This window comes from Streptomyces sp. NPDC090798 (genome assembly GCF_044768965.1).
GTDB lineage: Bacteria > Actinomycetota > Actinomycetes > Streptomycetales > Streptomycetaceae > Streptomyces.
In genome coordinates this window covers 39,321-60,841 of record NZ_JBIVXA010000003.1, presented here as the reverse complement: position 1 = coordinate 60,841, position 21,521 = coordinate 39,321, and the positions used below count along the sequence as shown (strand labels likewise).

Sequence of the window (21,521 nt, the reverse complement as noted above, 5' to 3'; positions counted from 1 at the left end):
CTCTCGACGAATTCGCTGTGCACCAGTACCGTCACGAAACCCCCGCGCGGCGTCTATCCACTTGGCGCGACATCCGCATCATGGACGACCATGGGGATGCGGAAAGCAAGAAAGACCGCTGTGAGAGGAGGCGTCCATGGGATCGGTGCGCAAGGCGAGTGCCTGGCTTGGCCTCGTCGACGACAACGATGACGAGCGTTACTACGACGACGACAACTACGCCGAAGGACAGGACTCCGGCGATGCCTGGGTCACGGACCCGCGCGTGAAGGTCGCGTCCGAGACGGCGGAAGAGACTGGCCGCCGGATCGGCACGGTCACCCCGGACAGCTTCCGGGACGCACGCGGCATTGGCGAACTCTTCCGGGACGGCGTCCCGGTCATCATCAACCTCACGGCCATGGAGCCCGCCGACGCCAAGCGCGTGGTGGACTTCGCGGCCGGCTTGACCTTCGGCCTGCGCGGCACCATCGAGCGGGTCGCCACCCGGGTCTTCCTGCTGACCCCTGCCAACACCGAGATCGTCAGCGGTGAGGCCCCGGGGCGCCAGGCGGACGGCTTCTTCAACCAGAGCTGAGGCAGGGCCGCTCACCGGCCCTGCTCTCCGGTGCTCGACTCACCGAAAGGCGTCGAGTCCGGTGAGCGCCTTGCCCAGCACGAGTTGATGCATCTCGACGGTGCCCTCGTAGGTGAGCACCGATTCGAGGTTGGTCGCGTGCCGCATCACGGGGTATTCGAGCGAGATCCCGTTGGCGCCGAGGATGGTACGGGCGGTCCGGCAGATCTCGATCGCCTCCCGTACGTTGTTGAGCTTGCCGAAGCTGACCTGCTCGGGACGGAGCCGTCCCGCGTCCATGCGCCGCCCCAGGTGGTGGGCGAGCAGAATCCCCTTGTGCAGTTCCACGGCCATGTCGGCGAGCTTGGCCTGGGTGAGCTGGAAGCCGCCGATGGGCCGCCCGAACTGCTCGCGCGTCTTCGCGTACTCGACGGCGGCCTCGAAACTGGCCCGCGCGGCGCCCATCGAGCCCCACACGATGCCGTACCGCGCGTGCGACAGACAGCTGAGCGGGCCCTTGAGCCCGGTCACGTCCGGCAGTACGGCGTCGGCGGGCAGCCGTACGTCGTCGAGTACGAGCTCGCTGGTGATGCTCGCCCGCAGGGACCACTTGTGCTTGATCTCGGGAGCGGAGAACCCGGGGGCGTCGGTGGGCACGACGAACCCCCGGATCCCGTCCTCACTCTGCGCCCAGACGACCGCGACCCCGGCCACGGACCCGTTCGTGATCCACATCTTCCGCCCGTTGAGGACCCAGTCGCCGCCGTCACGCTTCGCGTACGTCCGCATGGCGCCCGGGTCGGACCCGTGGTCGGGCTCGGTCAGCCCGAAGCACCCGATGACCTCACCGGCGGCCATGCCCGGCAGCCACCGCTGCTTCTGCTCCTCGCTCCCGAACCGGTGAATGGCGTACATGGCGAGGGAGCCCTGTACGGAGACGAGGGACCGGATGCCCGAGTCGGCGGCCTCCAGCTCCAGACAGGCGAGCCCGTACTGCACGGCGGTCGCCCCCGCGCATCCGTACCCCTCCAACGACATCCCGAGCGCCCCGATCCCGCCCAGCTCGCGCGCCAGCTCCCGGATCCCGGGCAGCTCGCCCTTCTCGTACCACTCGGCGACGTACGGCAGCACCCGGTCCGCGGCCCATGTCCGTACGGTGTCCCGGATCGCCAGGTCCTCCGGGTCCAGGAGGTCGTCGAGGCCGAGGGGGTCGGTGGGATCGAAGGGCGGGAGCTTCGGGGACGCGGACATGGGGGCAGCCTCCGGCACGCTAAAACTAGCACCGCTAGTTACGGTCTCGCCCCGACGGTACGACCCAGCGTCCCGCACGTCCAGTACCTCTCCCACCCACGCACCCCCGTTTCCAGCACGCTGACAAGTACGGCTCCCGGTTCCATCGGGGGCTCGGGTGGCTGTTCCCCGCCGCGACGGTGCTCAGCCGCCGACAGCGGGCAACCCCCACAGGAGACCCGCACGGGAGACCCGCACGTGTCGACGTACCTGGAAACGGGTGGTGCGTGGGCGGGAGAACCTTCGGCTACGCCGAGACGCGGGACTCCGCAACTCCCCGGGGCGCCGGAATCTCCGCCGAGCCCGCCGCGGGCACCCCGCACTCCATGACCCGAGGCAACCGCAACGCCATCCCCGCCCCCAGCAACAACAACCCCGCACTGACGAGCAACGACACATGCAGCCCGTGCACGAAGGAGTCCCGAGCCGCATGGCGCAGAGCCGCACCACGCACCCCGCCGAGCCGCGCGGCGACGTCGTACGCCTCCCCCAACGAATGCCCCGCCGCAGCGGAGTCCCCCGCCGAGACCCCCGGTACGGACGACAGTCCGGGCGCGTACGCCGCGTTCATCACACTCCCCAGAAGCGCGATCCCGATCCCCGCCCCCAGCTGGTAGGAGGTCTCGCCGATCGCCGCCGCCCCACCCGCCTGCGCCGGCGGCGCCTCACTCAGCATCGACTCGTACGCCCCGAAGAGCGTCGTCTCCAGCCCGAACCCGAGCAGCACGAACCCGAGCAGCAGCAGCCCCGTGTTGTCGTCCCCGCCCATCGCGGTGAGCGTGACAACCGCCACCGCCGTGAGGCAGAACCCGAAACAGACCATCGCGCGCGGCCCGAACCGCCGCAGCAGCCGCGCCCCCGCGAGCCCCGCGGCCATCGCCGCGAAGGTGAGTGGCAGCAGCCGCAGCCCGGTCTGCAGGGGCGAGAGCCCGAGGACCAGTTGCAGGTACTGCGCGGCGATCAGCTCAAGGCCGACCAGCGCGAGCATGGCGAGGACGATGCAGCCCACGGACGTACTGAACGCGGGCCGCGAGAACATCCGCAGGTCCACCAGCGGATGCGCACGCCGTCGCTGGCGCCGTACGAAGGCGAACATCAGCGCGCCGCCCACGACCAGCGGCGCCAGCGTGAACGGACCGAACGGCGCTTCTCCGCCGCCGAGCCGCTTGACTCCGAGCACGATCCCGAAGAGCCCGGCGGCGGCCATCAGGGCCCCCACCACGTCCCAGGGACCGTCGCGGTCGCCGTAGGACTCGGGCAGCAGCAGCCGTCCGATCGGCAGGCTGATCAGCATCAGCGGGATGTTGACGAGGAAGACCGATCCCCACCAGAAGTGTTCGAGGAGGAAACCGCCGAGCAGCGGCCCGACCGCCGCGCCCACCGCGGCGACCGCGCTCCAGATGCCGATCGCGAGCGCCCGCTCGCGCCGGTCGGGAAAGACCTGGCGCAGGATCGACAGGGTCGCGGGCATGATCATCGCTCCGCCGACGCCGAGCAGGGCGCGCGCGCCGATGAGGACCTGGGCGTTGCCGGCGAGCGCGGCGATCCCGGAGGCGACGCCGAAGAGTCCGTATCCGAGGAGGAGCACACGTCTGCGGCCCACCCGGTCACCCAGCGTGCCGAAGAGGATCAGCAGCGCGGCACAGACGAGCGGGTAGACGTCGACGATCCAGAGGAGTTCTATCGCGCCGGGCTTGAGGTCCTCGGTGACGGCGGGCACCGCGACGTGCAGCACGGTGGCATCGAGGGCCACGAGGAGCAGGCTGGCGCACAGCACCACGAGGACGACCCAGCGGTTGGCACCGGCCCCGGCTCCGGCCTCCCGACGGCGACGCGCGGCGGCCGTGGTCGTCCCGGACATGTACGTACCTCCCAGATGTTCCCTCGCGTTCGGCGATCCGCTGGGTGGGGACTCCCTGCGGCTGCGGTCCGGGAGGAGCGGGGTCCCGGACGCACGCATCAAAGGCGAGTGAGCGGCCAGCGTACGCGAGTTCCTGTCTCATACACGTGGCAGACCTCTCACGTTCTCCTTACCGAGCATGTGGCGTGCGCCACGCTCCCCTGGGGCATCACGCCCCGGACGGCCGCCCGGTTCCGCCCGCCGTCGATAATCGAGCCCGTGACCGATCTTGAGACGCCCCTCGCGACGCCGCCCGGCGCGAGCGCACCGCGCCGGGCCGCGCCCGCCCTCCTCGGGTACGCCGCGGTACGGGCCCTGGGCGTCCTCACGCTCACCCTGTGGAGCGCGGCGAACGGCAAGAGCGCCCACAAACTGCTGACGGCCCGCTGGGACTCGCTCTGGTACACCCGCGTCGCCGATCTCGGCTACGGCTACGAGGTGCGGCTGCCCAACGGCGACGTCCACTCGAACCTCGCGTTCTTCCCGCTGCTGCCCTGGCTGGAGCGGCTCGTCTCGGCGCTCGCCCCTCTGTCGTACGCGGATGCCGGGCTGCTGGTCAGCACGCTGGCCTCGCTCGCCGCGGCCTGGGGGATCTTCACCGTCGCGGACCATGTGTACGGCCCCCGCGTGGGCGTCTGCGCGGCGCTGGTCTGGGCGGTGCTGCCCGTCGGCATCGTGCAGTCGATGGCGTACAGCGAATCCCTGTTCACGGCGCTCGCCGCCTGGTCGCTCTACGCGGTGCTGACCGGCCGCTGGGTGACGGCGGGCCTGCTCGCCGCATTCGCCGGCCTGACCCGCCCGGTGGGAGCCGCGGTGGTGGCGGCCCTGTGGGTGGCGGCCATCACCTCGTTCGTGCGGGATCGGAGCGCGCACCCCGCGCACGGCGCGTCCCGGCTCCGGCGCGCCCTCGGCATGCTCCTCGCGCCGCTCGGCGCCGCCGGGTACGTGCTCTGGGTCGGCCGTCGCACGGGCAAGGGGCCGCTCGGCTACCTCGACGTCCAGGCGGGCTGGCGCAACGGATTCGACGGCGGGTACGCGTTCGCCCGCTTCGTGGGCGACAAGTTCACCTCATTTCCGTCGGCTCTGGCCGGCGTCGGACTGATCGTCGGAGTCGCGCTGATCGTCTGGCTGTACGTGACGTGCATACGACAGCACCAGCCGCCGGCTCTGCTGGTGTACGCGGGGATCGTCCTCGCGCTCGCCCTGTGCGCGTCGAGCTACTTCGGCTCGAAACCGCGCCTCCTGCTGCCCGCCTTCCCCCTCCTGTTCCCCCTCGCGCTGGCCCTGGCCCGACTGCGTACGTCCAGGTCAGCGCTGATTCTCGGTGGTGTGGCGATGGCCTCCGCGCTCTACGGGGCGTTCTGGCTGAACGGCTCCGGTCCGCCATGATCCACTCGTTGACGCTCGGTGAGCGGCCGGAGAATTCCACCCCAGGATTCGGTGAACGAATTCAAAAGTGGCATAAAACCGGAGCCCGAGCCGATCAATGGAATTGAAGGATCGGGACGCCGATGATTAGAGAATCATTGGAATTAAACATCACCCTGAGAGGAATCCCACATCACATCGTCATCACAAAGCGAGTGATTCGGCCTGGAACGCAGCTCACTCGCTGTAACGTCGATTGAGTGCGTACCGAACGAAACCTCACCCGTCTGGACCGGGTCTTCGCCCGGTTGGACCGTGAGCCGGAACGGCCGGCGAACATCGATGTGCCGAAGATGAGCAGGCACAGGGTTGTGCTCTTCGGAGCCACCCTGGCCTTCTACGTGGCCATCGTGTGGGCCGTTGCGATCACGTCGTGGCTGGTCCGGTTCGACTGGCAGGTCATGTTCTTCCGGCCCTATCAGCAGTGGCCGGAGATCCACGCGTTCCTCGACTACTACGTGGTGCTGGGCCAGCGCGGCCCCACCGCCGTGATGGTCGCCTCATGGCTCGGCTGGCGCTCCTGGCGGCAGCACACCCTGCGCCCGCTGCTCACGCTGGGCGCCTCGCTGCTGCTGCTCAACATCACGGTCGGCGCCGCGAAGCTCGGCATGGGCCGCCTCGGCCCGCACTACGCCATCACGATCGGCTCGAACGAGATGGGTCTCGGCGGCGATATATTCCCTTCGGGCCACACCGCGAACGCCGTCGTGACCTGGGGAATCCTGGCCTATCTGGCATCCACCCCGCGGGCGAGGCGCTGGCTGTCGGCGCTGTCCGCCGTGACCTCGCTCGGCGTCGGCCTCACCACCGTCTACCTCGGTACGCACTGGCTGAGCGATGTGCTGCTGGGCTGGGCCGCCGGTCTGCTGATCCTGCTGGCGCTGCCGTGGTGCGAGCCGCTGATCGCCCGCGCCGAGACCGGACTGTTCACCCTGCGCGACGCCTGGCGCGCCCGCCGCCGCCGTGCGGTGCCCGTCCCGGCCGAGGCTCCGGTCGGCTCCCCGGTCGGTGCGCCCGTGCTGGTCAAGCAGTCCGTCCCGGTGGACGAGGAGATTCCGGCGCGCGGTGCGGTGCCCACCGCCCGCCCGCCCCGGACGCCGGTCTATCTGGCGCCCGGACCGCACACGACCCGGTCGGAGCGCACCCCGGTCACTCCGGTCGGCAGCCGCCGTCCACCGCACTCGGACCGCGTGGCGCGCGCCACCACGACGACGTCCGCCCGGCCGCTGACAGGCGGCTGAGCCGCAACGGACCGATCATGGAGTACAGCGGGGCCGGTACGCACAACCTCCCCGCACAGCGAAGGCCCCCGGCTCGTGAGCCGGGGGCCTTCGCCCGTTCCGTGGATTGGGCCTCCCCGCCCGCGGGGATTGGGCCTCCCCGCCTGCGTGGATTCGGCCTCCGCGGCCTCAGCCCTTCCAGCAGCGGGTCACCCGGCCGTCGGTGACCTCGAAGTTCAGCCGCCCCACGCGGTACTCCATGGTGATGATCGCGCCGGGCGGCAGCGAGCGCACCGTGGACCAGCCGTGCTCCCTGGCGCGGTGCTCGGCGTTCCTCTCCTCCAGGCCTACGTAGGCCTGCGGACTGTCCTGGGGCTCTGCGGGCGGGGTGGGAATGGGTGCCATGACCGCCACGTTAGGCGGCCGACCTCGGCGGGGGAAGTCCGGGCAGGAGACCATGCGTCACTCGTGCCCCTCCGGTCACGCTTCTGTCACAGGATCACGACACGCGTTTCGGCCGAACTCCGTCACACGTACGAGGGGTTCCGTACGTGTCCCGCACGCCTTCGAACGTAATTCGGGACTACCTTGACGCCGTCCCGAATAACCCAATGGAAAGTGCGGAGTCCCCGATCGAGATCCCGTGGGGCGAAGCCTTTCCATTCCGATTCCGGGGCATGTCGCGGAAGCTGACACCGCATAGGAAATGCACGGTTCCAGCACAGAACCCCCGCACATCCTCTGTCGGAGCGCGGAGCGACGCGAGCACCACGGCGTGAGCTTCGGTCCGGCCCACGGCGCGACGGCGAAGGGGCGAGCAATGGGCACGGACACCGCGCGGGCGACGGCGCGACCCGTACACAGGAGGCAGCGGCCGGGGCGGCTCGCCGTGGACTGGCTCACCACGACGGACCACAAGAAGATCGGCCACCTCTACCTGATCACGTCCTTCGCCTTCTTCCTCATCGGCGGTCTGATGGCGCTGGTGATGCGCGCCGAACTCGCCCGGCCCGGCCTGCAGATCGTGGACAACAACCAGTACAACCAGTTGTTCACCCTGCACGGCACGATCATGCTGCTGCTGTTCGCCACCCCGACCTTCGCCGGGTTCGCCAACGAGATCATGCCGCTGCAGATCGGATCCCCGGACGTCGCCTTCCCCCGCCTGAACATGCTGTCGTACTGGTTCTTCCTCTTCGGCGGCCTGATCGTCCTCGGCTCGTTCATGGTGCCCGAGGGGCCCGCCTCCTTCGGCTGGTTCGCCTATGCCCCGCTCAACAGCCTTGAACGCTCGCCGGGTATCGGCGCCGACATGTGGATCATGGGCCTGGCACTGACGGGCTTCGGCACGATCCTCGGCGCGGTGAACTTCATCACGACCATCGTCGGGATGCGGGCCCCCGGCATGACGATGTTCCGGCTGCCGATCTTCACCTGGAACATCCTCTTCACCTCGATCCTCGTCCTCTTCGCGTTCCCGGTGCTCGCGGCGGCGCTGCTGGTCCTGGAGGCGGACCGGCAGTTCGGGTCGGTGGTGTTCGAGGCGGCCAACGGCGGCGCACTGCTGTGGCAGCACTTGTTCTGGTTCTTCGGGCATCCCGAGGTCTACATCATCGCGTTGCCGTTCTTCGGGATCATCACGGAGATCCTGCCGGTCTTCAGCAGGAAGCCGGTCTTCGGCTATCTGACGCTGGTCGCCGCGACGATGACCATCACCGGTCTGTCGATCGTGGTGTGGGCGCACCACATGTTCGCGACGGGCGCGGTGCTGCTGCCGTTCTTCTCCTTCATGTCGTTCTTGATCGCGGTGCCCACGGGGGTCAAGTTCTTCAACTGGAGCGGGACGATGATCAAGGGCTCGCTCTCCTTCGAGACGCCCATGCTGTGGGCCATCGGCTTCCTGGTGTCGTTCCTGTTCGGCGGTCTGACCGGAGTGATCCTGGCCTCGCCGCCGATGGACTTCGAGGTCACCGACTCGTATTTCGTGGTCGCGCACTTCCACTACGTCGTCTTCGGCACCGTCGTCTTCGCGACCTTCGGCGGCTTCTACTTCTGGTGGCCCAAGTTCACCGGCAAGATGCTCGACGAACGGCTCGGCAAGATCCATTTCTGGACGCTCTTCATCGGCTTCCACACGACGTTCCTGGTGCAGCACTGGCTGGGTGCCGAGGGCATGCCGCGCCGGTACGCGGACTATCTGGCCGCCGACGGCTTCACGACGCTCAACACCGTGTCGACGATCGGCGCGTTCCTGCTGGGCATGTCCACGCTGCCGTTCCTCTACAACGTCTGGAAGACGTCCCGCTACGGCACGAAGGTCGAGGTGGACGACCCCTGGGGCTTCGGCCGCTCCCTGGAGTGGGCGACCTCGTGTCCGCCGCCCCGGCACAACTTCGTCACGCTGCCCCGGATCCGCTCCGAGAGCCCGGCGTTCGACCTGCACCATCCCCAGTACGGGGCGATCACTCAGGGGAGCGCTCCAGCGCCCGGGACAGCCGGTCCCGGGCCGTCCTGATCGCCTCGGTGAGTTCGGCCGGCTCCAGGACCTCGAACTCGAAGCCCATCAGCATCACGTGAATCACCATCACGTCGAGGCTCGCGGCGCCGGTGCGCAGGACGCAGCTGTCCTCCCCGGAGGCTTCCAGCGTCCCCGCCGAGGGAGAGATCCGCCCGGCCGCCTCCTCCAGGGGCACGAAGAGCCGGACGACCGCCCGCGCGGCGTACGCGCGCGTGGAGACCCCTTTGGAGACGTACGCCGCCAGATCCTCGGCCGGTGGCGTACGGGGGGTGAAGCGGGGTCCGTGCGGAGGCCTGGGGGTGATGCGGTCGGCCCGGAACGTGCGCCAGTCGTCGCGGTCGACGTCCCAGGCGACCAGGTACCAGCGGCGCTCGGTGCACACCAGGCGGTGGGGTTCGACGGTCCGGCGGGTCGGGGAGCCGCCGTGGTCGCGGTACTCGAAGCGCAGCCGCTCACCGTCGCGGCAGGCGTTGGCGAGTTCCGTGAGCACGCCCGGGTCCACGGCGGAGGGCTGGGGGCCACGCAGCATCGGCACGGTGAACGCGTTGAGGGCGCTCACGCGGCGGCGCAGTCGGCTCGGCAGTACCTGTTCGAGCTTGGCGAGGGCGCGTACGGAGGTCTCGCCGATGCCCTCGATGCCCTGTCCGGCGGCCGTGCGCAGCCCGACCGCGACGGCCACCGCCTCGTCGTCGTCCAGCAGCAGCGGCGGCAGCTCGGCTCCCGCGCCCAGCTGGTAGCCGCCCCCCGTGCCCGGGCTGGCGTTGACGGGATAGCCCAGCTCGCGCAGCCGGTCCACATCGCGGCGGATCGTACGGGGCGTCACGCCCAGACGGTCCGCCAGATCGGCCCCGGACCATTCGCGGTGGGCCTGGAGCAGTGAGAGCAACCGCAGCAGTCGTGCCGATGTCTCCAACATGGCGTCGAGTCTGCCAGCCCTTGCGGACAACCACTGTCCGCAAGGTGCTCCCGGGCGCCGGGCGCGGTCAGCCGGCCGCGGTGACCGTCACGGACAGGTCGTTGTCCCGCGTGTAGCAGGGCCCGGCCTCCACCGGGCCGTACAGGGTCTTCACCGGCACCCTCGGGTGGATGAGGAAGGGGCGCTTGTCCGCGATGTCGTCGAGCAGCCGCGCGATCCGTACTCGGGGCCCGCCCTCCCCCGCCGGGCGCAGCCAGAGATCCCAGATGCCGGGCCGCAGGGCGCCGTATGCCACCGTGAAGCCGAACTCCGCCTGCTCCACGGCCACTTCCGCGCGGATCAGCGGACCCACCGCGTCCCGGGGGCAGACCTCGGCATGGGCGTCCGGCGCGAGCGGGATGCCGTACACCCGGCCTCGTACGCCCAGTCCCCGCTCCCCCCGGTACAGCTCGACGGCCTCCGCGTGCGGGGCCCGCAGCCAGCTGCGCACGGAGAGGTCGCCGTGCCGGGTCGCGTACGGGATGCGGACGGCGACATGACCGAGGGAGCCGCTGGGGACCCGGGCGACGAGCGAGCGCAGGTCGTTGACGCCCGGGGCCAGCCGTCGCGGCTCGCCCCCCGCGACCTGGGCGTAGGCGTCCCAGCGGCCCTCGGGCAGGGCGACGCCGCTGGGCAGCGCGGCGCGCAGCCGGCCGTCCCCGGTGGGGGTCAGCGGCAGGCTGACCTCCTCGTGGCCCTCGCGGCGGCGCAGCACCAGGAGCGCGGCGCCCGGCTCACCGGTCTCGGTGACGTCGAAGGTCAGTCCGCCCGCGGAGTCGGCGATGCAGTCGGCGCACGGGGGCACGGCGGCGTCCGGGTCGGCGCGGTGCCGAGCGGTCCGCGGGACCGGCGTCATCATGCGGGCGCCCTTTCGTGCGGGGCGGCACCACCGGGTCCTCCGTCGGATCCGCCTCCTGCCGGGTTAGCCCCCGGGCCCGGGTGAATGGTTGCTTCTCATGTGCACATCAGGGCGCGCAGGACAGCCGAGGCACATCAGGGCTCGTACGACAGTTGCGGCACGTCGAAGCAGTCGCTGTTCATGTCGCCCTGGGAGACCCAGCCCCTGCCGTCCTCCCAGCGGGCCACCGAGACGCAGGCCCGGCGGGTCTTCGGGGGCGTGGGCAGGCGCTCGGAGGTGACGGGGATCAGCAGGCCGTCGGCGGTGTACGGGGCGCCGCGGTTCATGAAGCGGTCGACACACGCGCGTGTGACGCCCGTTTTCGCGCAGGACTTCGCGGCGTCCGTGAACCACATCGCGGCCGCCCAGCCCTCCAGCTGCCATTGGGAGTGCGTCGGCAGGCCCTTGGTGGCGTCCCGGAACGCGCGGACGGCGGCGTCGGAGGTGTCCTCGTAGTTGTGGCTGGATCCGGTCGCCCACAGGGCGTTGCGGCAGCGCGGGGCGTTCTTGTAGTCCGCGGGGACGGTGGAGGTCCAGTTCTGTACGTTGGTGACCTTGGCGATGACCTTGGCGCCGACGTCGTCCATCGCCTTGCACAGCTGGGCGTTGCCGTGCGTGTCGAGGGCGTCGAAGACGAGGTCGGCGCCCTGGGCCTTCAGATCGGCCGCGGCGGCGCGGAAGTTGGGCAGCGCGAAGTCGACCTGTTCGGTGACCACCTGGTAGCCCTCGGCCTTCAGACCCCGGGTGACGAGCCGGGCGTACGCGGCCGACGCGGACTGGTTGTAGGAGATCACGGCGGCCGTACGGGCGCCCTGGACGCGCTTGAAGTAGCGGTAGACCTCGGTGCCGCCGTACAGCTTCCCGCCCCAGCCCGGTGTTCCCTCGCGGGGCGCGAGGCTGCCGTAGATCCCGTAGAGGTGCGGATAGGTGTCGTAGGCCGCGCCGATGGGCTGTCCGCCGATGTCGGGCACCCCGGCGGCGGACACGCGGGAGGCGCCCGCGTAGTCGAGGGCGGTGGTGGCGACGAGGGCGACGACCTTGTCCTCGTCGATGAGCCGGTGCACGCACTCGTTGTCGCCCACGCCGCTGCCGCCGTCGTCGCAGGTGCGCACCTCGACCGGGCGGCCGCCGATGCCCCCGCGCGCGTTGAGTCGGTCGAAGTAGGCCTTGGCCCCGTCGCGGGGGCCGGTGAAGGCGGAGCCGCCGACGGGGCTGGTGGCGCTGGTGACGATGCCGACGCGCAGCGGGGCGGTGCTCTGCGGGGCGGGGGCGGTCCGGTGCTCGAAGTCGCTCTCGGGCAGGCGGCTGCCGCAGGCCGCCGTGGCCAGGACGAGTGCCGTGCCCAGCAGGAGCGGCAGGCCCGCGGCGAGGACTCCTTCCGGAACACCCTTGGGGCGCACGGCCCCTCAGCAGCCGGCCGGGGTCGCGGATCCGTCGCCGCTCAGCGCGACCAGGGCGCAGAGGGTGTTGTCGGAGACCTTCCAGGTGCCGTTCTCGTAGACGGCCGTTCCGGAGGCGTCCGGCAGGGCGGTCGCGCCCTTCAGGGTCAGCGCGTACGTCACCTCGGCCTCGGCCGGCGCGGTGAACACGACCTTCTGGACCTGGGCCGCGACCTGCTGACCACGCTTGTCGCCGCTGAAGCCCTGGACGACCGCGGTCATGCTGTCGCCGTTCTCCAGGTAGTTCAGTTTGTCCTTGACGGGGACGGACGGGGAGAAGAACTTCTCCCAGTTCCGCCTGACCTGGTTCTCGGCCGCCGCCGGGTCGTCCGGACCGGTCGGACTGGGCGACGCGCCGCTGGGCCGCTCCACGGTGGGGGTGGGCGGAGGGCTCGAACTCCCGCCGCCGCTGCTGTCGCCGCACGCCGTGAGGGCCCCGGCGAGGACGAGCACGACCAGCGCCGCCACCCCCCGGCCGTTGTCCCGCCTGAAGTCGCTCGCGAGAACCATGCTGGCTCACCACCGGGTGTCGGTCCGGGCCGTCCGCGCCCGGAGCTTTCAGGGTCAGCTTCCAGAAGGCATAGTGCAAGTCCATTGGCGGACTTGGAAGACACACAGACACACGACGTCTGGGAGCCCGGATGCGGACATCTCGACTGCGGACCGTGCACCCCGTCCTGTGGGCCGGGTGCGCCGCGCTCGCCGCCGGGGCGGTGCTGTGCGTCATCGGCTGGTACGGCATCTCGGGCGAGCGGTACGCGGAACGGCAGTTGCCCTTCCTCGCGTCCTGCACGGTTCCCGGGGCCGCGCTGATCGTCGCGGGCGCGGTGCTGCTCACGCACGGCACAAGCGCCCTGGCGGCGGCGCGCGTCGAGGAGTTGTACGGGCTGCTGGTGGCGACCGAGCCCGCCGACGCGGAGCGGTCCGAACAGGCGGCCGTGGCGCCGCTCGCCGTCAGCGGGGAGCTGCTGATGGTCCCCGGGGGCACGCTGTGGCATCGCGCGGACTGCCCGCTGGTCGCGGGGAAGCCGGCCGCCGTGCCGGTGGACTCGCGGGTGCTGGCGAGCGGGGAGTTGGGCCCGTGCCCGATCTGTGAGCCGCCCGCGGCCGAGCGGTCGCCCGCGCCGGAGCGGTGATGAGCGGCTCCCTGACGTACGACCTCACGCTGGCCGGGCTCTCGGTCGGCGGCGCGGCGGCGCTCACCGGGATCGGACTGGTCGTCACCCACCGGGCGACCGGGGTGCTGAACTTCGCGCACGGCGCGATCGCGATGGTGTGCGCGTATCTGCTGCGGCAGTTCACGGTGGTGTGGGGCCTGCCGCTCGCGCTCGGTGCCGCGGTGACGCTGCTGCTGGTGGCCCCCGCGATCGGCATGGCCCTGGAGCGGTTCGTCTTCCGCCCCCTGTCCGTCCTCGGCGGTGACCCGGCCCAGACGCTGGTCGCGTCTCTCGGCGTCTTCGTGCTGCTGGTCGGCGGGGCCGCGCTGGTGTGGGGCACCGGGGCGCGCGCGGACGCGCCGACGCTGGTGTCGGCGGACCCGTGGGGGCAGTTGGCGGTCGCTGTCGCACTGGCGCTCGGGGTGGGGGGCGTGACGCGCTGGACGCGCTTCGGCACGGAACTGCGGGCTGTCGTCGACGACCGCTCGCTCGCCGTGCTCGGCGGCGTCGACGCGGACCGGGTGGCCGCCGCGGGCTGGGCGTTCGGCTCCTTCACGGCGGGCCTGACAGGCGTGCTCCTCGCGCCGTACGTACGACTCGATCCGTACGGCATGCCGTTGCTCGTCATGGAGGTGATGGCGGTGGCCGTCGCCGCCCGGATGCGCAGCCTGCCGACGGCCGTCGTGGTGGCGCTGGGTCTCGGGGTCGCGCAGAGTCAGCTGACGCGGCTGCATCCGGCGGGCTGGGCGGAGCCGCTGCTCCAGGCGGTGGGCGCGAACCTGTTCGTGGTGGCCCTGTTGGTCGCGGCGCTCGTCCTGCCGGGGATCGGTGACCGGGACGCGCTGCCGCGTACGGCGACGGCCCGGGTGGCGACGCCCCCGGGCGCGTGGATCGTCGCGGTCGTCCTGTTCCTGCTGCCACTCGGCTTCGCGGGCTCGGACCTGCACACGTCGGTGCAGGTGCCCGCGCTGGGAGTGGTGCTCCTGTCCCTGGTCGTGGTGACCGGCCGCGGCGGTCAGATCTCCCTCGGGCAGGCGGCGTACGCGGGTCTGGGCGCCCTGTTCACCGCGCTGCTGGCCGCCGGCCGCTTCCCCGGACTGCCCCGTCTGCCCGAACTGGCCGCGCTGGCGGTGGCGGTGGTGCTGGTCGCCCCGCTCGGGGTCCTGACCGGCTGGCCGGCGATCAGCCGGCACGGCCTGGCGCTGGCCCTGGCGACGTTCGCCGTGGGGGTGGGCGTCAGCCGATTCGTCTTCGCCCAGCCCTACGCGACCTCGGGGCTGTCCCTGGACCGCCCGGCGGGCTTCGACGGCGACCGCGCGTACTACGTGCTCGAACTGGGGCTGCTGGTGGCCGCGTTGCTGGCGACGGGGGCGCTGCGCCGGGGCCGTACGGGCCGCGCCCTGGCCGCGATGCGCGACCACGCGTCGGGCGCCTCCGCGGCGGGCGTACGGGTCCCTTCGCTGAAGCTGACGGCCTTCGTGGCGGGCGCCGCCCTGGCCGCGCTGGGTGGAGGGATGCTCGGCATGGGTCTGCGCGCCTTCGACGCGACGGCGTACGACCCGGTGCGCGGGCTGCTCTGGTTCGCGGCGGTCGTGGTCCTGGGCGCCGACAGCGCCCTCGGCGCGCTGGCCGCGGCGGCGTTGCTGGTGGGGCTCGACGCGGGGGCGCGCGGCGGGGTCGCAGCGGCGCTGATCGGGGTGCTCGCGGTACTCGTCGGCCGGTTTCCCGGTGGCCCGTACGCGGCCCTGCGCACAGCGACGTCCCGGCTCCGGCCACGCCGCCGGGCGACGCCGACCCCGCTGGGGGCGCGGGTGCGCCGACGGCTGCGGTCGGTGGGGACGGGGCCCACTGACCGACCGACCGCCGGCGAACGGCCGGACGCCACCGAACCGGAACCCGCGGCCGCGCCACCGGGCGTCGGTGACCGCCCGGGTCCCGACGGACCCACGAGGACAGGCCGAGGTCCGGAAGCCGGAACACCCGGGCGGGATACGACGTCCCGCCGGCCGAGCGCCTCGCGCACTCCGGCCGTGCCGACGCCCGGATCTCTGTTCGCCCGACGGATACGGGTCGCCTACGACGGATTCACCGCGCTCGACGGGGTCGAGCTCGAGGTCCGGCCCGGGTGGGTCACGGCTGTCGTAGGACCCAACGGGGCCGGCAAGAGCACCCTGTTCCACTGCCTCGCCGGAACTCTCCGCCCGTCGCACGGCCGGGTGCTGTTCGGCGAACGGGACATCACCCGGCTCGCCGCGCACGCCCGGACCCGGCTCGGTGTCGCGCGGACCTTCCAGCAGCTGGCCGTCTTCCCCTCGTTGACGGTGGCCGAGAACGTGCAGGTGGGGGCGGAGCAGGGCCGGATCGCCGATCCCGCCGCGGCGGAACGGGCGTTGCGGCTGTTCGGGCTCGACGGGCCGGTCCGCGCGCTGCCCGCCGAGGGCCTGCCGACCGGGACGCTGCGACGCGTCGAGCTGGCGCGGGCCCTCGCGGGAAGTCCGCACGTGCTGCTGCTCGACGAGCCCGCCGCGGGCCTGGACACCGCCGAAGTGACCGCACTGGCCCGGGTACTGCGGGCACTCGCCGCGGACGGCACGGCCCTGCTGGTCGTCGAGCACGACCTCGATCTGGTCGCCGACCTCGCCGACGTCGTCCATGTCATGGCCGCCGGACGCGTCGTCACCTCCGGCTCCGCCGACCACGTACTGGAACGGGGGCGCGGATGAACATCTCCCTGCGCCACGCGCGCGTGCGCTACGGCCCCCTGGAGGCCCTGCACGGCGTGAGCCTGGTCGCGCCCGGCCCCGGCCTCACCGTGCTGCTCGGCCGCAACGGCTCGGGCCGTACGACCGCCCTGCGCGCCCTCGCGGGAACCGTGCCGCTGTCCGACGGCACGGTCGTCTGGGACGGGGTGGACGTGACCCGGCTGCCCGCCTTCGAACGGGCCCGGCGCGGGTTGTGCCTGGTCCCGGAGCGCCGGGCCGTCTTCGGCTCGCTCACGGTCCGCGAGCACCTGGAGCTCGCCGGGCCCGACTTCGCTCCCGTCCTCGACGCGTACCCGCAGTTGGAGCCTCTCCTCCCCCGCCGCGCCGGCACCCTCTCCGGGGGCGAGCAGCGCATGCTCGCCCTCTCCCGCGCCCTGCTGGCACACGCGCGCGTGGTGCTCGTCGACGAGCCCGCGCAGGGCATGTCACCGGCGGTCGCGGCCCGTACGTACGAACTCCTCGGCGGCCTCGACGCGTGCGTGGTGGTCGCCGAGCAGCGGCTGCCGCCCGGTCTGCGCGAACGGGCGGGGCGGACGACGTACGTCCATGAACTGCGCCGGGGCGCGGTCGCGTTCAGCGGAGAGGCGGCCGAGGTTCGCCGCCGGCAGACCTAGAACGTCCGACCGGGGTTCACCACACGTGCATGACCCCGGAGTTTGTACCTCTTGGCGCAGACGGGCCAGGCGCCCCACCCCTGGGCGGCCACCACCCGCTTGGCGACCTTGATCTGCTCCTTCCGCCGGGCCAGATCCGCGCGCGGGGCGTACGCCAGGCCGCCGAACGCCACCCAGGTGGACTGCCTGAACTGCAGTCCTCCGTAGTGGTGGTTTCCGGTGTTCGCGTGCCAGCGGCCGCCGCTCTCGCACTTGGCGAGGCAGCCCCAGGGCCAGTGGTCCCGCGTACAGCCGTGCGACACCCGCCCTGCCCACGGGCCGGAGAACGGGGCCGGGAACGGGGACGCGACGGCCGCCCTCGCGGGAACGGGGACGGCCAGGGTGGCGGCGACCGCGGTCGCGGCCACGTACCGCATGCGCTTGCTCAACAGGGGCGACGGCGTCGGCTCGAGGTGCATCGGGTCACGCTAAGCAGCGCCCCGGGCGCGTCCGACCCGCCGCGCCCGGGGTCCCACCCGGTCGGAGGACCGGGTGGGGCGGCGGGATGGAGTCGGGGCTCAGAGGTCGAGCCGCTGGCCGGGCACGATCAGGTCGGGGTCACCGCCGATGACCGCCCGGTTGGCGGCGTAGATCTTCCGCCAGGTCGTTCCGTGCCGCTCCGCGATGCCGCTCAGGGTGTCGCCGCCGCGGACGGTGTAGTCACCGCGGGACGCCGCGCGGTTCGTGTGGCCGGATGCGCGCGCCGGGGCCTCGGACGTCTGTGCGGGGGCCGACTTGCCAGTCCACTTGGTGGGAGCCGACTCGGAGGCCGACTTCGACGTCGACTTGGGTGCCGCCTTGGGGGCCGACTTCGTGGTGGCCGACCCTCCGGACGACGCGGCGCCCGAGGACGCCGGTGCGTTGCCGTACGCTCCGGCCCGCGCCGAACAGGTGGGCCAGGCGCCCCATCCCTGTGCGTTCTGGACCTTGGTGGCGACGGCTATCTGGGCGGACTTGGAGGCCTTGTCGGCGGTCGACGCATAGGCCGAACCGCCGTACGCCCGCCAGGTGCCGGCGGAGAACTGCAGTCCTCCGTAGTAGCCGTTGCCGGTGTTGATGTGCCAGTTTCCGCCGCTCTCGCACTTGGCGATGCGGTCCCACACTCCGCCGTCGGCCGCGGCGGCGTTGCCGGTCGCGGCGAGCAGTCCGAGCGGGGCGAGCAGAGCCGCCCCGGTGAGGACCGCCGTCGTACGCGTCGTACGAACCTTACGAGTGTTATCGGCACATGCGGACATGTAGTTCCCTCTCGAAACACCCGGGATCCCCCAAGACGGGGCGCGACTTCCTGCGCGTAGGACGCGGTCGTCGTGCTCCGCCCCGTCCGCCGGAGGTGGTGCTGCGAACCAGTCGTACGGTTCGGCCGGCGGACGTACCCGAGCGGTGCTCTGTGCACACGGCCGAGAAATCTATGGAGCCGGTCGCCCCGATATCAACCAACTCCATGTCATTCGAGGCCAGTTCACAGTTACCGCGGGTATCGGCGATTTTCAGCCACCCACTTCATAGGCTGATTTCAGGATTTGTCGACCAGCCGCTCAAGTGACCTGTGACCCACTTCACGGAACCAACTTCCTTGAACAGGCACGAAGTTGGCTTGGAGTAACAGATTCCGCACAAGGGATCACCCTGCGCGTCGGATGGTTCGATTCCGTTCGTTCCCGGGCGTGACTCCGGCCACAGATCGCCCGTTGTCATCTTCATGAGCCGGGACCCCCGGATTCATGGGCCGGGAGCCACCCGGCATCGCCACGCACCGCATCCCGAGGAGCCACCCGTGCCGCGCATGCTCGACGTCAGCGACGACGTACGCGCCGAGATCGGCGACGAAGAAGCCGACCGGCTGCTCGCCGGAGAGAACGCCCCGGGCAGTTACGACTGCACGTCCTGCCGCACCCCGGGCGACTCGGAACAGGAGCGCACCAGCACCGTCCTGTTCATCGGCGACGAGACCGCCGTCCTCGCCTTCGCCCACGCCACCTGTCTGCCCTCACAGGTCGTCCAGGTCACCGAGGAGCAACTCCAGGGCGCCGTCCGCTCGATCAACCCCGACGGCGTGCCCACCCAGGCCGCGCCCGAGCAGGCCGTGCTCGGCGTGACCAGTGGACTCATCCTGATCAGCGGCGAGTTGCACCCCGCGCTCGTCGTCGAGCCGACGGGGCCCATCGTGCGGCCCGGCTCGACGGACATCGGTGACGACTTCCTGCCGCTCCTCATCGAACAGGGGTTCATGCCGGTGACCGAGCTGAGCTCGGTGCCGCCGGTGCTGCACGGGTGGTCCGTGCTGCTCGCCATGGGGCAGTTGCACGCCGTGCTCCAGCCGGGCACCGGGGGCGGGTCGCCCGTCGCCTGGTGGCAGGCGCACCAGGCGCTCCAGGTCGCGGAGAGCTGGCGGGCCGCCGCCAACAAGCACCAGCAGGTGCTGCTTTTCGCGGCGCCGGTCGGGTCGATCGGGCGGCAGCCGCGGGAGGATCTGCTGCGAGACGCGCTGGACAAGGCGGCGGCGAACGGGAAGTTGGTGGCGGCCGCGATGCCGCTCGCCGGAACGTGAGCGTTCCACTGGGTTGAGCGTGAGCGTTCCACTGGGTTGAGCCGGGGAGCTGCGGTGCGTCGCCTTGTGCGGGTCCGTCGTGGCTGGTCGCGCAGTTCCCCGCGCCCCTGAAGGGCTTGTGCCCCTGGCGGGGCGGGGGAAGCAAAGGTGTGACCGCATCTGTTGGGCTGTGGGGTCGTTGGCACATACGTGCACACCTACGACGCCCCCCGCCGCCAGCCCTTCCAGCCGATCCCGGCCGCGCGAGCGGCTCAGGATCCTCCGGGCGCCCCATCGGCCACGCCGATCTATGACGCGCTCTACGCCGAGTGGGTCAGATCGTTCAGAGCCCTGCCCGGCGACCGCCACGGCGAGGACGAGCTCGGCTTCACGGCTTTCGGGATCCTGACGCAGGGTTCCAGCGCGTACGGAAGCGGATCCTCGTACCCCTCGTCGTACAGCTCCTACAGCGCGGGCGCGTACTCCGCGCGCAACGGCGGCTCCCAGCACGGTCACGGCGCGTCGACGACCGGCGTCTGGCAGCCGGTGGCGCGTCAGCACGGTACGGGACTGCACCACATCCCGGCCGCGCTGCCGCCCGCGCCCCGCAGGGGGCTGTGAGCAGAAACGGTTGAACAGGTGAGGGGCGGCTCCCATGGGAGCCGCCCCTCACCTGTCGCTACGTCACTTCTTCTTGGTGCCGCGCTTCTCGCGCACCCGTACGGAGATATGGATCGGCGTCCCCTCGAAGCCGAACTCCTCGCGCAGCCGGCGCTCGATGAAGCGCCGGTAGCCGTGCTCGATGAAGCCGGAGGCGAAGAGCACGAACCGCGGGGGCTTGGTGCCGGCCTGCGTACCGAAGAGGATGCGGGGCTGCTTGCCGCCGCGGACCGGGTGCGGGTGGGCGGCGACGAGCTCGCCGAGGAACGCGTTCAGACGGCCGGTCGGGACGCGGGTCTCCCAGCCGTCCAGGGCCGTCTCGATCGCGGGGACGAGCTTCTCCATGTGCCGTCCGGTGCGCGCCGAGACGTTCACCCGGGGGGCCCACGCCACCTGGAGGAGCTCGGTATCGATCTCCCGCTCCAGGTAGTAGCGGCGCTCCTCGTCGAGGGTGTCCCACTTGTTGAAGGCGAGGACGATCGCGCGGCCCGCCTCGACGGCCATCGTCACGATGCGCTGGTCCTGTACGGAGATGGTCTCGGACGCGTCGATCAGGATGACCGCGACCTCGGCCTTCTCGACGGCGGCGGCCGTGCGCAGCGAGGCGTAGTAGTCCGCGCCCTGCTGGAGGTGGACGCGCTTGCGGATGCCCGCCGTGTCGACGAACTTCCAGGTGATGCCGCCGAGTTCGATGAGCTCGTCGACCGGGTCACGGGTGGTGCCCGCGATCTCGTTGACGACCACACGGTCCTCGTTGGCCACCTTGTTCAGGAGCGAGGACTTGCCGACGTTCGGGCGGCCGATGAGGGCGATACGGCGGGGGCCGCCCACCGCGGCACCGAAGGTCTGCGCCGGGGCCTCGGGCAGGGCCTCCAGGACGGCGTCCAGCATGTCGCCGGTGCCACGGCCGTGCAGCGCGGAGACGGGGTGCGGCTCGCCGAGACCGAGGGACCAGAGGTACGAGGCGTCGGCCTCGCCGCTCGGGCCGTCGACCTTGTTGGCGCACAGCACGACGGGCTTGCCGGCCTTGCGCAGCAGGCGTACGACCGCCTCGTCGGTGTCGGTCGCGCCGACCTTGGCGTCGACGACGAAGACGACCGCGTCGGCCGCCTCGATCGCGTACTCGGCCTGCGCGGCCACGGACGCGTCGATGCCGAGGACGTCCTGCTCCCAGCCACCGGTGTCGACGAGCTTGAAGCGGCGGCCCGCCCACTCGGCCTCGTAGGTGACGCGGTCGCGGGTGACGCCGGGCTTGTCCTCGACGACCGCCTCGCGGCGGCCGATGATCCGGTTCACCAGGGTCGACTTGCCGACGTTGGGCCGGCCGACGACGGCGAGGACGGGCAGCGGGCCGTGGCCCGCCTCGTCGATCGCGCCCTCGACGTCCTCGATGTCGAAGCCCTCTTCCGCGGCGAGCTCCATGAACTCCGCGTACTCGGCATCGCCAAGCGCCCCGTGCTCGTGCTCGGCCGGGCCGGCCGAGCCGTCGGGCTGGATGTGGTCGTTCATGAAGTCCGTACCTCGTCGTTCATCGTGGTGATCGGTGGACCGCCCGCAT

The 21,521-nt window shown here is 71.5% G+C and carries 19 protein-coding genes; 9 read left to right on the top strand and 10 right to left on the bottom strand.

Annotated features, from left to right (window positions below):
• Window positions 1–136 precede the first annotated feature (136 nt).
• Complete coding sequence (locus tag ACIQTP_RS07835; RefSeq protein WP_402044119.1) at window positions 137–577, top strand: cell division protein SepF; 441 nt, start codon at window positions 137–139, stop codon at window positions 575–577.
• 39 nt (window positions 578–616) lie between these two features.
• On the opposite strand, the gene ACIQTP_RS07830 is transcribed toward ACIQTP_RS07835, so the two are convergent.
• Window positions 617–1,807 carry an acyl-CoA dehydrogenase family protein gene (locus tag ACIQTP_RS07830; RefSeq protein WP_403397398.1) on the bottom strand — a complete coding sequence of 397 codons (1,191 nt, stop codon included), beginning with the start codon at window positions 1,805–1,807 and terminating at the stop codon, window positions 617–619.
• 286 nt (window positions 1,808–2,093) lie between these two features.
• Window positions 2,094–3,707 carry an MFS transporter gene (locus ACIQTP_RS07825; RefSeq protein ID WP_403397396.1) on the bottom strand — a complete coding sequence of 538 codons (1,614 nt, stop codon included), beginning with the start codon at window positions 3,705–3,707 and terminating at the stop codon, window positions 2,094–2,096.
• 258 nt (window positions 3,708–3,965) lie between these two features.
• Between ACIQTP_RS07825 and ACIQTP_RS07820 the strand changes: the two genes are divergently transcribed.
• Window positions 3,966–5,135 (top strand): glycosyltransferase family 39 protein, encoded by a 1,170-nt coding sequence (locus ACIQTP_RS07820; protein ID WP_403397394.1) that lies wholly within the window; start codon window positions 3,966–3,968, stop codon window positions 5,133–5,135.
• Window positions 5,136–5,374: 239 nt separating this feature from the next.
• Complete coding sequence (locus tag ACIQTP_RS07815; RefSeq protein WP_403397392.1) at window positions 5,375–6,415, top strand: phosphatase PAP2 family protein; 1,041 nt, start codon at window positions 5,375–5,377, stop codon at window positions 6,413–6,415.
• Window positions 6,416–6,583: 168 nt separating this feature from the next.
• On the opposite strand, the gene ACIQTP_RS07810 is transcribed toward ACIQTP_RS07815, so the two are convergent.
• A complete protein-coding gene (locus ACIQTP_RS07810; protein WP_403397389.1) occupies window positions 6,584–6,799 on the bottom strand; it encodes an I78 family peptidase inhibitor in 216 nt (71 codons plus the stop codon).
• A gap of 415 nt (window positions 6,800–7,214) precedes the next feature.
• Here ACIQTP_RS07810 and ctaD point away from each other — a divergent pair, with 415 nt between their 5' ends.
• Window positions 7,215–8,909: a cytochrome c oxidase subunit I gene (ctaD, locus tag ACIQTP_RS07805; RefSeq protein ID WP_403397387.1), complete on the top strand. Its 1,695-nt coding sequence runs from the start codon at window positions 7,215–7,217 to the stop codon at window positions 8,907–8,909.
• Here the strand turns inward: ctaD and ACIQTP_RS07800 are convergent.
• The 4 genes from ACIQTP_RS07800 to ACIQTP_RS07785 form a co-directional block, all read right to left on the bottom strand.
• A complete protein-coding gene (locus ACIQTP_RS07800) occupies window positions 8,857–9,828 on the bottom strand; it encodes a helix-turn-helix transcriptional regulator (RefSeq protein WP_403397385.1) in 972 nt (323 codons plus the stop codon). The genes ctaD and ACIQTP_RS07800 overlap by 53 nt on opposite strands.
• A gap of 67 nt (window positions 9,829–9,895) precedes the next feature.
• Window positions 9,896–10,723 (bottom strand): hypothetical protein, encoded by an 828-nt coding sequence (locus ACIQTP_RS07795; protein WP_403398121.1) that lies wholly within the window; start codon window positions 10,721–10,723, stop codon window positions 9,896–9,898.
• Between the two features lie 137 nt (window positions 10,724–10,860).
• The gene (locus tag ACIQTP_RS07790) at window positions 10,861–12,123 is read right to left on the bottom strand and encodes an ABC transporter substrate-binding protein (protein ID WP_403398119.1); all 1,263 of its coding nucleotides are present in this window, start codon (window positions 12,121–12,123) and stop codon (window positions 10,861–10,863) included.
• A 48-nt stretch (window positions 12,124–12,171) separates the two neighbouring features.
• On the bottom strand, window positions 12,172–12,714 hold the full coding sequence (locus tag ACIQTP_RS07785) for a hypothetical protein (protein ID WP_403397382.1): 543 nt from the start codon (window positions 12,712–12,714) through the stop codon (window positions 12,172–12,174).
• A gap of 131 nt (window positions 12,715–12,845) precedes the next feature.
• Between ACIQTP_RS07785 and ACIQTP_RS07780 the strand changes: the two genes are divergently transcribed.
• The 3 genes from ACIQTP_RS07780 to ACIQTP_RS07770 are packed head-to-tail and all read left to right on the top strand — an operon-like array spanning window position 12,846 to window position 16,737.
• Entirely contained in the window at window positions 12,846–13,340 is a 495-nt protein-coding gene (locus tag ACIQTP_RS07780; RefSeq protein ID WP_403397381.1) for a hypothetical protein, read from the top strand.
• Window positions 13,340–16,084, top strand: coding sequence for an ATP-binding cassette domain-containing protein (locus ACIQTP_RS07775; RefSeq protein WP_403397379.1), 2,745 nt, complete (start codon window positions 13,340–13,342; stop codon window positions 16,082–16,084). The genes ACIQTP_RS07780 and ACIQTP_RS07775 overlap by 1 nt, the downstream gene beginning before the upstream one ends.
• The gene (locus ACIQTP_RS07770) at window positions 16,081–16,737 is read left to right on the top strand and encodes an ABC transporter ATP-binding protein (protein ID WP_403397377.1); all 657 of its coding nucleotides are present in this window, start codon (window positions 16,081–16,083) and stop codon (window positions 16,735–16,737) included. The genes ACIQTP_RS07775 and ACIQTP_RS07770 overlap by 4 nt, the downstream gene beginning before the upstream one ends.
• Here the strand turns inward: ACIQTP_RS07770 and ACIQTP_RS07765 are convergent.
• Both ACIQTP_RS07765 and ACIQTP_RS07760 read right to left on the bottom strand, forming a co-directional pair.
• Window positions 16,734–17,195, bottom strand: a complete 462-nt coding sequence (locus tag ACIQTP_RS07765; RefSeq protein ID WP_403397376.1) for a transglycosylase family protein — start codon at window positions 17,193–17,195, stop codon at window positions 16,734–16,736. The two genes, ACIQTP_RS07770 and ACIQTP_RS07765, sit on opposite strands and share 4 nt — an antisense overlap.
• 99 nt (window positions 17,196–17,294) lie before the next feature.
• Window positions 17,295–18,011, bottom strand: a complete 717-nt coding sequence (locus ACIQTP_RS07760; RefSeq protein WP_403397374.1) for a transglycosylase family protein — start codon at window positions 18,009–18,011, stop codon at window positions 17,295–17,297.
• Between the two features lie 539 nt (window positions 18,012–18,550).
• Here ACIQTP_RS07760 and ACIQTP_RS07755 point away from each other — a divergent pair.
• A complete protein-coding gene (locus ACIQTP_RS07755) occupies window positions 18,551–19,324 on the top strand; it encodes a hypothetical protein (protein WP_402044158.1) in 774 nt (257 codons plus the stop codon).
• 189 nt (window positions 19,325–19,513) lie between these two features.
• The gene (locus tag ACIQTP_RS07750; RefSeq protein ID WP_402044161.1) at window positions 19,514–19,924 is read left to right on the top strand and encodes a hypothetical protein; all 411 of its coding nucleotides are present in this window, start codon (window positions 19,514–19,516) and stop codon (window positions 19,922–19,924) included.
• A gap of 63 nt (window positions 19,925–19,987) precedes the next feature.
• Here ACIQTP_RS07750 and der read toward each other — a convergent pair whose 3' ends face one another.
• Window positions 19,988–21,472, bottom strand: coding sequence for a ribosome biogenesis GTPase Der (gene der, locus ACIQTP_RS07745; RefSeq protein ID WP_403397371.1), 1,485 nt, complete (start codon window positions 21,470–21,472; stop codon window positions 19,988–19,990).
• Between the last annotated feature and the right edge of the window lie 49 nt (window positions 21,473–21,521).